Annotated in this window: 9 protein-coding genes; 2 read left to right on the forward strand and 7 right to left on the reverse strand. The window is 37.3% G+C overall.

All coding sequences use genetic code 11. From position 1 onward, the window contains the following. The 7 genes from K8V80_RS06165 to K8V80_RS06195 form a co-directional block, all read right to left on the reverse strand. The coding region (locus tag K8V80_RS06165; RefSeq protein WP_276776168.1) for a M56 family metallopeptidase at positions 1-1,051 on the reverse strand (1,051 nt) is incomplete at its 3' end. Positions 1,052-1,086: 35 nt separating this feature from the next. Then, positions 1,087-1,449 carry a BlaI/MecI/CopY family transcriptional regulator gene (locus K8V80_RS06170; protein ID WP_040310366.1) on the reverse strand — a complete coding sequence of 121 codons (363 nt, stop codon included), beginning with the start codon at positions 1,447-1,449 and terminating at the stop codon, positions 1,087-1,089. A 971-nt stretch (positions 1,450-2,420) separates the two neighbouring features. Beyond that, entirely contained in the window at positions 2,421-2,870 is a 450-nt protein-coding gene (locus tag K8V80_RS06175; protein WP_276776171.1) for a PACE efflux transporter, read from the reverse strand. A 117-nt stretch (positions 2,871-2,987) separates the two neighbouring features. Continuing rightward, positions 2,988-3,437, reverse strand: coding sequence for a PACE efflux transporter (locus tag K8V80_RS06180; RefSeq protein ID WP_276776174.1), 450 nt, complete (start codon positions 3,435-3,437; stop codon positions 2,988-2,990). Positions 3,438-3,615: 178 nt separating this feature from the next. Beyond that, a complete protein-coding gene (locus tag K8V80_RS06185; RefSeq protein ID WP_276776177.1) occupies positions 3,616-4,854 on the reverse strand; it encodes a TolC family protein in 1,239 nt (412 codons plus the stop codon). Beyond that, a complete protein-coding gene (locus tag K8V80_RS06190; protein ID WP_276776188.1) occupies positions 4,841-7,954 on the reverse strand; it encodes an efflux RND transporter permease subunit in 3,114 nt (1,037 codons plus the stop codon). Before K8V80_RS06190 ends, K8V80_RS06185 begins: the two co-directional genes overlap by 14 nt. 14 nt (positions 7,955-7,968) lie before the next feature. Beyond that, complete coding sequence (locus K8V80_RS06195) at positions 7,969-9,072, reverse strand: efflux RND transporter periplasmic adaptor subunit (RefSeq protein WP_006744801.1); 1,104 nt, start codon at positions 9,070-9,072, stop codon at positions 7,969-7,971. A gap of 1,097 nt (positions 9,073-10,169) precedes the next feature. Between K8V80_RS06195 and K8V80_RS06200 the strand changes: the two genes are divergently transcribed. Then, positions 10,170-10,748, forward strand: a complete 579-nt coding sequence (locus K8V80_RS06200) for a Crp/Fnr family transcriptional regulator (protein ID WP_276776182.1) — start codon at positions 10,170-10,172, stop codon at positions 10,746-10,748. 171 nt (positions 10,749-10,919) lie between these two features. Continuing rightward, positions 10,920-12,404 (forward strand): MFS transporter, encoded by a 1,485-nt coding sequence (locus K8V80_RS06205; protein ID WP_276776184.1) that lies wholly within the window; start codon positions 10,920-10,922, stop codon positions 12,402-12,404. Positions 12,405-12,611 lie beyond the last annotated feature (207 nt).

Consider the following 12,611-nt stretch of genomic DNA (forward strand, 5'->3'; position numbering starts at 1 on the left):
GAATATTCTCACCCAAGAAAGTTATTAGATTTTCAAGACCTCCAGGATACTCAGGCATAACTTCTACCACTACAAACACTTCTCCTTTTTGAGTACTTGGAGTAACTTGAGGTAATTCTTTGGCATCAGCTTGAACATCAGAACTATCTCCTAGTGCTGAGGCTTCAGTACATGAACTATTAATTCCTATTCCGAGTATCAACAAGAAGCCTAATGGCAATAGAGAAATCAACTTGAGCTTTGCCCATTTACTAGATTCTTTTTGTAACATCATATTGATTCTTTTAGTAAGATGACTGTGGTTAAAACTGTTGGCCAAATTAAACATGTAGTCACCCACAGACTTCTTGATTAATAATAATTGATATTTTTGTGCGTTTATGCCGTGTTTAAGTACGAAAGCATCAGCTTGATATTCATGAACTATCTCCAACTCACGCTTAAAAAGCCAAGCTGCTGGATTAAACCATTGTACCATCAATATAAGATTCAGTATTAGCATATCCCATGAATGCATATAATGAATATGTGCTTTCTCGTGCATCAATATTTCTTCTCCACAATTAGCTAAATCATCCTCACTCAATACAATGTAAGACATCCAGCTAAATGGACCTTGAGTACTTTCAGTATGAGTAATCAACTTTGTACCATCTGTTTGAACTTTTTTCTTACCCTGTTTAATGAATTTACTTAGACCCAGCCATCCAACTCCTAAACGTAACAAAATGAGTGTCAGGCCCAATAAATACACGCCTACCAACCAATCCGACCAGTTAATACTTGTAGTCTGTTCGGCAGAAATGATCAACTCATCTAAACGGATAGAATAAACCACCTCATTGAAGAGGGAAGATTGCACCATCCCCGAAATCGTAAAGAAGCTATCCCAAGGGATTAGAGGTAAAGTAAAAGAGAGAATCAACATACTCCATAAAATAGCACGATTAAGTGTATAAAAAGTTTCTTTACTAAAAAGCCACTTGTAAAAGACATAAAAGATGCCTAGGCAAATACTCGATTGAAAAAGGTAGGTTAAAATAGTCATCATACTTTTATTTTGACAAGATTTAAAATTGAAACTTTTTATTTCTTCTGTTGCTCTACTAAGTTGATCAGTTTCTTCAAATCTTCTACACTGATATCTTCTTCTTTCACCAAAGTAGAAACAGCACTCAAAGCAGAGTTTTTGAAATATTTAGAAACTACTCCTTTTAAACATCCACTACTATACTCTTCTGCAGAAATTAGGGCATAGTATTGATAAGTATTACCCAAAGAGTGATGAGAAAGAAATCCTTTCTCTTCTAGTCCTCTTACGATAGTAGATAAAGTATTAAAATGAGGTTTTGGTTCGGGGTGAATCTTTAAGATGTCTTTCACAAACATCTCACCATGACTCCAAAACACTTCCATAATTTCTTCTTCTCGTGCAGTTAATCGTTGTATCTTACTCATAATTCTATCTGTTTTATACTCTTATTTTATCATTACTGATTACAATAACGTAATTATATTATTAATAAACTAATATTTATAGTTCTTTCTAACTATAAAATATAGTTAAGGCCATATTTTGTGCTAAAAGGCTCATTTAAAGCATTTATATTCCTAAAAAAAGGATAATAACTAGAACTACTTTTGATTCCTAAGAGATAGCAAGAAACATAATTTCATTCTTTAGCGTCAATCATTATTTACTACTTGAATTTTATACCAAAAGAATACCGACTCAGCTGCTTCTTGATGAATAAATTCGCCTACCTTATCAGGATAAAAAAGATAAACTTATACTATTTACATCATGCCGATAGAGAAATGTCTTAACACCGACATGAACACGCTTTAACACCGACATGTTACTATCATGTCGGTGTCATGATGAATCGATGACTTTTCAATCTCACTATTATACAGCAGTAAATTAGAGTGTTAAACTCAAAAATCATATTTATCAAAAAAAATAAAAAAAGTCATATTCTTAGATAGAAATTCTCGCAACATGGAGCATTAAAAACCAGATAATGATGGAGGCAAAATAAAAGGATAGAAAAAAGAAAGGGGGTGTTTTGAGAAATTAGAATAAACTCAAAACACCCTCTTCACATACACATATAAAACAATAATAAACCTTTAGAAGTTATGCCAAATGGCATTGGCAAATTAGTGGTAGGTAAAAGCTTGAAGCCAACACTTTAATTTTAAGCAAACACAGAAAAAACGACAGTTTTAATAGGACTTCAAACACTAATTACCTTTTAACTTCTACTATAAAAGTAGAAAAATATTTATGGAAAGCCATAGATCTTGAGAGATTCTTTAACATGTTATACAGCAGTAAATCAATACGTAAACTAAAAAGGCAATGCCATATCTTAAAGATAGCATTGCCTTCAATATTTTGAAATAATGTAAACAGTTTAAACTAATCTTGCAATAGCATAAGATTTTATCTTATCATAAATCCAATTATACACAATGGTATAAGGGAAAAAGTAGAGCAACATAGCAAACTCCAATTTAAAAGCATCCCATAAAGTGAGACCCATAGTGAGTGAAATAATAGGTACGGATATAAATACAAGTCCAACCTCAAACCCTGCACCATGAATAACTCGCACGGCAGCAGACTTTCTAAAATGATACTGCTTTCTCAATTTATCATATAGATAGTTGTAAATATAATTCCAAATAGTAGCAACTATGGATACGATTAAAGCAATAATTCCAGATTCTGATAAATTTTTTCCTGAGAAGAGAGCAATAATAGGGGCACTGGTAATAATCCCTACTATTTCATACATAACAGCATGAAAGATGCGTTCGTATGGACTTCGTTCAATCAAATGATCAACTAGTCTCTTTTTCATTTCTTGAGTTTTTTAAATAGTGTTGTGTTTAAATTCTTTTGTAAAGATAAAACAGATTTAGAGTATTGCCTTGGAAAACAATAATTTACTTTCTTTTTTAACCTTTATTTCTTCTTCTCATCTTTCTTGAAGTTTTGTAATCAACAAGGCTTTTCCCTTATCATAAAACCAATTAAAGACAATGGTATATGGGAAGAAATAGATGAGCATAGCTAGTTCTATCTTAAAAGCCTCCCACAAGGTTAGCCCCATAATAAGAGCTACAGCAGGTACAGCAAATAAAACTAAACCAGCTTCAAAGAATAATCCGTGAAGTGTGCGTACAAACAGATTCTTTTTAAATCGATAACGATACCATATTTGGTCATAAATGTAGTTATAAACATAATTCCAAATAGTAGCAACTATGGATACGATTAAAGCAATAATTCCAGATTCTGATAAATTTTTTCCTGAGAAGAGAGCAATAATAGGGGCACTGGTAATAATCCCTACTACTTCATACATAACGGCATGAAAGATGCGTTCATATGGGCTTCGTTCAATCAAATGATCAACTAGTCTCATAAGTAACAAATTCAAACTTAATAACAGAAAAAGTCTAGATATTTAAGTTCTAGTTTTCCTTTAACAATGGGAACTCTCAAAAAGTTCCTTTTATGTCAAAAAAGATTTAGAAAAAGGTGGGATACAGAACTGAATCTGTACCCCACCCTACAAATATAAAGATTGAGAAGGATTTAATTTAAAACTGAATATCCCATATTCCACAAGTATATTCAAGATTAACTAGTGCAGAGGCATACGCTTTCATCACCATAAAGTATTGCTCCTGAACTTCATTATAAGTTCGCTGGGCTATTAACACATCGAGAATGCTTGTCTCACCTCGTTTATAACGATAGATCATCCCTTTAAGCACTTCTTCTGCCTCAGCAAGTAATCCATTGATATACTGCCCCACTTGCTTTTGAGCGGCTTCGTACTCAAAGAAAGCCTGAGACACTTCTACTTGAGCATCCATTTCTTTGCTTTCTCTTATCATTTGATTTTGCTGCACTATCAGTTTCGACGATCGTACTACTCCTTTATTCGTATTAGAAAACTTTAGAGGAATAGATACTCCTGCTTTTACAGAGTTTCGATTGGGCCACATACCGTGCCAATCTCTGCTATACCCCACCATCAAACCCAAGTCGGTACGTCGCTCAGCCTTAGCCAAACGCAATCTACTTTGTGCAGCTTGAATGCCTTTACTTGCTACCAATACATCTATCCGCTGGTCTAGAGCAATAAGCATCAGTTGGGACAACTCATAAGAGCGTTCAAGCTGGCTCATATCTCCTATGGGAGATTCCATTTCGGATGCTTTCTTACCTCTGTATTTATTGAGCAAGATTAAAGCCGATTTGTAAGCAGCCTCTTGCTCAAATACTTCATTCAGTAAGGTAGCAGCCTCCACTTTTGACTGACGAGCATCATTGAGTGTTATTTCACCTAGTCGATAACGAATACTATCAGAGCGATGCAAATTCAACATCGTATTGTACGAGTTCTTCTTTACCTCTAGCAAATCTCTTTGCAAAATGGCATCGAGGAATGCATGAGTAGCCTCAGCACGTAATTCTTGGAAATAGGCTTCAAGCTCTAAAGCCACTAATTCACTTTCTGTCTTCGCATTTCTGATTCTCGCTTTCCGTTTTCCCAGCTCCAAAGTATAACCTAGTTCGACCGTAAAATTATCGTGTTCTCCCTCAAAAGATAATTCAGGATCGGGCATTACACGTGATGCAGCAATCTCAGCCTTAGCAATATCAATATTATACTTCTCGGCTAAAAGATGTAGGTTTTTATCTCCTAACTCTTTTAGATAAGTAGAATAGTGTAGAGGCGATAGCTCTAAATTCTCTATATGCTGTGAAAAAGCAGTATGAGAACAACCCAACACTATACCTATTATATATATCCATTTATACAGTCTCATTACTCTTCGTTTTTTCAATATTACTTTCATTATCATATTTGCGTTCTACCAGATAGTAAAGTACAGGTAGAGCAAATAGCGTTATCACTGTAGAAAACATCAGCCCATAAACAATCACAGTAGCTAGTGGACGTTGCACATCCGAACCGATACCTGTAGCCATAGATGCGGGGAACAATCCCAATATAGCCACTGTAGCAGTCATTAACACGGGACGGAAACGATGTCTGGCCCCATCGGTAACAGCCTCGTAAAGTGTTTCACCACTCTTGCGCAAGTCGTTAATATGCGATACCATAATCACTCCATTTTGTATGGCAACCCCAAAGAGAGCTATAAAGCCTACGGCAGACGATACATTCAAGGTCATTCCACGAATATTCAAGGCTAGCATACCTCCAAACAGAGCGAGGGGTACAATACAAAGTACTAAGCCAGCCTGACGGAATTTACCAAATGCTACATAGAGCAAGAAGAACATCAAAGCCAAAGCAAGTGGTACGATAACAGCCAATCGAGAATAAGCTCTATGTTGGTTTTCAAACTGACCACCCCACTTCACATGATAATTACTATGATCGTATTCCACCTTCTGCTCAATACTTCTCTGAGCCTCTCGGAGGAAAGAAGACAAATCTCTTCCTCTTAAATTAAGTTTTACGGTAAGATGACGTTTGTTCATCTCTCTGGTAATGGTACTTTCTCCAGTACTGAGTTTGATATCGGCTACCTGCGAAAGAGGAATCTTTGCCCCCGTGGTAGAGGTAAGCATTAACCCCGCAATCTTTTCAGGAGTATCTCGTGCATCTTCTTTGTATTTACAAGTAATATCATACACTCTATCTCCTTGATAAATCTGAGAGATAGCTTTCCCGCTTATTGCAATTTCAATTAAATCATTAACATCTGATATATTCAATCCATAACGGGCTATAGCATCTCTATCCATTACAATTTGCAACTGAGGAAGAGGTGGTTCTTGGTCGATATCTAAATCGGTAGCTCCAGGAATTGTATATAACACACCTAGAATTTCCTCGGCTATTCGACGGGTTTCTTTAAAGTCGTTGCCATAAACCTTTACCACAAGCTCACTATGAGCACCCGATATTTTATCCATCACTCCATCAATCATCGGCTGACTAAATCCTACGGTAAAGCCTGGTAAAGTTTCATATTCAGCAGCCAATTCCTCGATTAAATCATCCTTGGTTTTTCCTCTTGCCCAATCTTTATAGGGCTTAATTCCTACAGATACTTCAAAATGTGAAGGAGTGAAAGGGTCGGTTCCATCATCATTTCTACCTGCTTGTACAGCAATATAAGTTACTTCGGGGTACTTCATAGTGCGAGCGCGAAGCGTATCCGATAGTTCCTTGGAGCGATCAATGGTAATCCCTGGAGGAAGGTTAACTTGCAACCAGATAGATCCTTCATCAAGTGTAGGCAAGAAATCTTTCCCTACCATAACAGTAAGAATCACTGCTCCAGCAAATACACCCAAAACCACACTCAAGACTTTCTTGGGAATATGAATGATTTTATCAACTACTCTCGCATATTGAGTAGTCAACTTCTCTAGCCACTTGTTGTGATAAATTTTTCTTGGCTTACGATACAGTGCATATCCCAATCCAGGAATCAAGAATAAAGCGACCAACAATGCACCAAAGAGAGCATAACTCACTGTAAATGCCATCGGAGTAAACAACTTCTTCTCTACTCTTTCAAAAGCAAAGAGTGGAATGTATGCCGTAATGATAATCGTAGTAGCAAACAAGATGGGTTTGGCTACCAGATTCACCCGCTTGGCTATCGTCATCTCTGTCAGTTCTTTTTCGGGATGGTCTTCTCTTTTTTTCAAGATAGTTTCCATCATGACAATGGCTCCATCCACAATGATACCAAAGTCGATTGCCCCTAGTGAAAGTAAATTGGCAGGAATATCCGTCAAGTGCATCAAGATAAATGCAATAAGTAGCGATAGAGGAATCGTGATTGCCACAAGCAATGCGCCACGCCAATTACCCAAGAACACAATTAAGATGATTATCACAAGCGCCATACCCTCTAATAGTGTTCTAGACACCGTATGAAGAGTAGTATCTACCAACTCCGTTCTATCTAAAAAGGTATGAATATTTACACCCTCGGGGAGCAACTCATTATTCAGTTCATCTACTGCCTCCTGAATGCCTTCTAGTACCACAGAAGGATTTTCGTGTTTGAGAAGAAGCACTATACCCTCAATGCTTTCGGGATATTCACGAGTACGATCGGAGTAACCCAAAATACCTTTTCGCTCTAGGTTTCCATACTTCAGTTTGCCGAGATCATTTAGAAAGATAGGTACACCATTTTCAGAACTCACCACAATCTTACCTAAGTCGTCCAAATCGGAAATCAATCCAATACCACGCACCACATAACCCAAGTCTCCCCGCTTCAAAATACTACCGCCCACATTGGAGTTGTTTTTCTCTATCGCCTCAACCACTTCACTTAAAGCTAAATTATATTGCTCTAATTTGTGAGGATCGAGTTCTACTTGGAACTGAGTAGTGATACCGCCAAAATTACTTACATCGGCAACACCCGACACTTCCTTTATGCGAGGGATAATAACCCAGTATTGTAAATCAGTCAGCTCACGCAAGGAGTGATGATCACTCTCTATGATATAACGATATATCTCACCCGTTGGTGAAGTCAGAGGATCTAGTTCTGCTGCTACACCATCTGGCAAATCCACCTCGGCAATACGTTCTTGCACGCGCTGTCTGCTCCAATAATCTTCTACACCATCCTCAAAAACAATAGTTATCATAGACAAGCCAAACGTACTTTTACTACGCATCACATGCATACCTGGTAGTCCATTGAGTGCTCTTTCTAAAGGAATAGTTATCTGTTGTTCCACTTCTTCGGCAGCCAAACCGGGAACTTGAGTTACCACTTGTGAGGTAACATCTGCTATATCTGGATATGCTTCGACAGACAATTGTTTCCAAGAATAGTAGCCAAAGAAGGCTAACAAACCGAAAAGCAGAGCTATCACCCATCTTTTTTGGATGGTTAAAAGCATTAAATTCTTCTTCATCATAACCTCCTCTTCTATTTAAAATAGTATCCGCCTTCGCTTATTATCTCCTGACCAGGAAGAAGTCCGTTACTCAATACAGCCTTGCCATCACGAGTTACTTCTACCTGCACAGGAGTACGCACAAAGGTATTCTCCCGTATTTTCACAAATACAAAACTGCTCTCTTCTCCTTGAAGAATTGATTTTTCGGGTACAACAACGTGAGGTGTGGGTTGATCGGTAAAATGTACTGTGGTGTACATACCCAACTTCAACTGCCCTTCTTGATTATCACAAACAGAAAGCACTTTGATAGAACGAGTTTCAATATCTATCGAGCCATCTATGTAATACACTTCTCCTTTAATGGGTTCTTCGGGATGAGCAGAAACATGGATGTCCATTTTATCACCCTCATGAATGTAGCGAATGTCTTTTTCTTTCACTTGTGCCACTACCCAAACTTTGGATAAATCGGCAATGATAGCTACATGTTCTGATTCGCTACTGAGGTACTGACCTGTTACCAAGTTGTTTTGAATGACTTCGCCCGATATAGGAGCACGTACCACGAGTGGCTGTCCCAACTTCATCTGTGCAGGATTGGTTTGGTACACTTGTAAAGCAGTATAGGCATTCTCATACTCTTTATCGGCTAAGAACAAAGCATTCTTTGATTCATCGAGTTCTTTTTGTGAACCTACCCCGTTTTCTTTCAAATCTTTCTGACGATTCAGATTGATACGAGCCAACTCTCTATCAGATTCTGCTTGGAAGAACTCCTTTTGGGCAGAAGTAAAATCGGAAGATATAATTTCAAAAAGGGGTGTATTCTGATTCACTTGCTCTCCCAATTTGATATGTGATCGTACCACTCTACCTGCAAACGGCGGTGCAATGTAGGCATATTGTGTAGGGATTGCTTGAATAGTTCCTGCAGTTATCACCTCCCGAGCAACTGGCTCTACGGTAACTGAATCAATTTTCACCTTTTCGCTCAACAATCTTTGGTCGGATACTACAACGGTATCTCCTTTAAACTGATAAGCGAGCTGTGCCTTAGGTTCTTCTACTTGTTTGCAAGAAGCAAGTAGGAAAATGCAAAAAACACTCCATCCTAATGTTCTCTTTGTCATGGCTCTCTTATTTTCTAGAATAATACTCTATTTAACTTCTACAAAAATAGAGGCTTTAAAACTCATAGGTCTATTAGAATGTATTAGAAAAGTATTAGAAAGCTCTTAAAGCCTCCTATATTGTTGATATAATGCAGATTATAAATATACCAATGGAGAGATAAAAGAAAATGACACATCTATTACTATTTTATTAAATATAAAGTAGTCCAGCTTGATAAAGATTTTACACGACAAACATCTCCACAACCGAAACCCTATATACAACGAAACGGAATAGATACTCGCGTACATATTCCGTCTCTTCCAATTAATTAGTAATACTATTTTTCAAGTTAAGGTTCTATTTCAATTCAATTTTTTTAATAGTTTATTAGATTTCACAAGTAGGTATTATAAAATATTATTTATTGTATTGAATTTCTCATTCATAAAGTTTAACAAGTAAATGTTTTCCCTTCTATAAATGCTGTTTATTTAGGTCTTATTAATTTATTACTATGAGCAAATATATATTAAATATTGTTATACTCCAAACACATCATTATATTTTTTATCCTTAATATTTCAGATATACGACAGCCTATTTTTGCCATTCTATGGTAAGTTGCGATATATCAGCAGTATAAGAATTTACAGATCTTCCAAAGCTGTTTTATAACATATATTAAATTTAACGTAAATAAATACAATATCATCTGATTTCCTCTTTATTCTCACCCTATATTAATTTAGGTATTGGACAATCGTAGCATTTACAAAACACCCTCTCTATTATTTACATCTTTAATCCATCTTATTATGTTCCAGCAAGAGTTTCAGAATAAAGACACACCTTAAATCCATAAAACAGATAACCCACTCGCTTACTTACTCTTATAGGGTATAATGCCATTGAAATAGAAATTGAAGCAAAAGACTAAGTGATTCTTTGGGGCTGATCTTCATTCTTTACAAAGCAAACTCTAGTTCATCGCTTGCTTTACTGCTCAATTATCTATACACCAAAGATCTTCTTTTAAGAAAATTCCAATCAAGCTCTTTTGGATAAGGGTTTTAAAGTCGTATTTTTGTGTGAAGCCCTATAAAACCATGTGATGACAAACTTTTTCATTGAAATTTTAAGGAAGTACGGACCCATATCTCAGGAGACAGAAGCGTTACTACTGCCTCACATAAAGCACTATTATAAAAAGAAAGGTGCTCACCTACTCAAGCGTGGACAGGTTAATAGCGGTTTGTACATCATCAAAAAGGGACTTTTACGATTTTACTATCTTCGCAATGACAAAGAGGTAACAACATGGTTTTGCAAAGAGAATACGGTGGCCTTTAGTTCGGCCTTTTTCTTTCGCATCCCCTCTTTTGAAAACATCCAGTTGCTAGAAGACTCTTCTATTTACTACGTTTCGGGCAATACGCTCGATGAGCTTTATAAGGTAAATGAGGAGCTCAACACCATTGGCAGAAAACTATCGGAGGAATATTGCATGGAATTTGAAGAGAGAGTAGCTTCTTTACAAACTCAAACAGCACTAGAACGTTATGAAAAATTAATGACTGTATCTCCTGATATCTTCCAAAGGGTAGCACTCGGACAAATAGCCTCTTACCTCGCTGTTTCGCAAGAAACCCTCAGCAGAATAAGGCGAAAGTACGTTACTAAGGCCGAATAATAGTGAGTTTTTGACTTTTGTCAAATTTGTATGTTGCTTTATCGTCTATCTTGCGTGCAGGTAAAATAAACTATTTACCTACCTCTACGTGAGGTTGAACAAATAATTTAACTGTAAAATAAGACGAAAATGACATTCAAATCTAGATGTTGTAAAAGCCCTTGGTTTATCTTGGGAATACTTATAACGTGCTTTGTGCCAGTAGTGATTGATTCCACCGTGTTACATATGGCTATTCCTCCATTAACACTCGACCTTAAAGCTACAGGAACAGAAGTATTGTGGATGCTAGATATTTACTCCTTATTCATGGCAGGACTCCTTATCCCTATGGGAGTACTCGGCGATAAGGTAGGTCATCATAAACTCTTATTATGGGGAGTGATCATCTTTGCGATAGCCTCACTAGCTGCTGGATTCTCACAACAACCCATGCACCTTATTTTTGCACGTATCTTGCTTGCCGTAGGTGGAGCGATGATTATGCCTACCACACTAGCCGTGATTCGACAGACATTCCAAAGCGAAAAGCAAAGAGGTATTGCACTAGGGATATGGGTGGTATTTGCCAATGGAGGAGCTGCCGTAGGTCCGCTACTGGGTGGATTACTAATTGATTATTTTTCTTGGAGAGCCATCTTCTTTATCAATATACCCGTACTCTTACTTATAGCACCCTTTGTTGCATTTGTGCTTCCTAAAAGCATATCCGATTCTAAGAAAAACTGGGTACTCAAGTATGCTCTACTTCTTATTGTTGCCATTATAATGGTAGTATATAGTATCAAAACAATACCAAAATGGGACGAATCTGTATGGTATGGAGTAATTGCTGGAGCCACAGGCTGCTTCCTTCTTTACCTCTTTTACAAGGTACAACACCGCAGCCCCGATAGTATGGTCGATTGGCAACTAATTAAAAAACCCAGAGTAAAATACGGGATGCTATTCACCTTTATACCAATGACTATCTGTTCAGGCTTTGAACTTTTACTTTCACAAGAATTGCAGCTAGTTCACGGATTAACTCCTACGGATACTGCCTTCTACATTGCCCCCTTCTTTGTTGCATTTGCCTTCTCGGGGGCATTGGGAGCGTACCTCAAGCGAATTGGTATTCTACAAATTATAGTCATCGGGCTACTTGTATCTACCGTATCCTTCTTTGCTATGAGTCAGATGGGATTTGCCACACTTACTTTTTGGTTATTATTCTGGTTATTGATGGCAGGTTTCGGACTAGGTATTATCATGCTAGCAGCATCCTTTGCCATTATGTCGGGAGCCGATGATGAAAATGCTGGTGCAGCAGGTTCACTAGAATCAATTTCGTACGAACTGGGTGTCGGACTAGGAGTTACATTTTTTGGCGTATTACTCTCTCAAGTATTCTCGGCTACACTGCGTTTCGATCCAAATGTAGCTACACAACTACCCAAAAAGGTGTATCATTCTATACAAGACGCTCTTGTCTATGCAGAGAGCACAAGTGGAGAATTAGGACAAGTAGTGCAAACAGAGTCGAAAGTAGCCTTTGAAGCGGCTCACAGTGCTGTGTTAATAGCTTGCTCACTCATACTACTACTGTTTACCATACAGATGAGTATCAAGTGGTATAAGGACAAAAAGCACAATCATTTCAAGATAGACAAATAAGATATTCTTATTTTTTATAAAAAGAAAGAGCCTATCTAAGCCGTTTAGATAGGCTCTTTTATCTCTAAATCCGAATAAACTTCGCAGCCTCTTAAATTGGTCTTTTTTTAATCCCCAAAATAGGGTAAAATTATGACACCGATATGACGATACTTTGACACCGACATGATACAACTTTTACCCTGATATAACACAGTTTTGACTAGG

This window comes from Bacteroides coprosuis (assembly GCF_020741705.1).
GTDB lineage: Bacteria > Bacteroidota > Bacteroidia > Bacteroidales > Bacteroidaceae > Bacteroides_E > Bacteroides_E coprosuis.

Excerpts from the sequence above, each read along its gene's own strand:
- K8V80_RS06175 (WP_276776171.1), bottom strand. The coding sequence starts at position 2,870 with ATGAAAAAGAGACTAGTTGATCATTTGATTGAACGAAGTCCATACGAA.
- K8V80_RS06180 (WP_276776174.1), bottom strand. The coding sequence starts at position 3,437 with ATGAGACTAGTTGATCATTTGATTGAACGAAGCCCATATGAACGCATC.
- K8V80_RS06185 (WP_276776177.1), bottom strand. The coding sequence starts at position 4,854 with ATGAGACTGTATAAATGGATATATATAATAGGTATAGTGTTGGGTTGT.
- K8V80_RS06190 (WP_276776188.1), bottom strand. The coding sequence starts at position 7,954 with ATGAAGAAGAATTTAATGCTTTTAACCATCCAAAAAAGATGGGTGATA.
- K8V80_RS06195 (WP_006744801.1), bottom strand. The coding sequence starts at position 9,072 with ATGACAAAGAGAACATTAGGATGGAGTGTTTTTTGCATTTTCCTACTT.
- K8V80_RS06200 (WP_276776182.1), top strand. The coding sequence starts at position 10,170 with ATGACAAACTTTTTCATTGAAATTTTAAGGAAGTACGGACCCATATCT.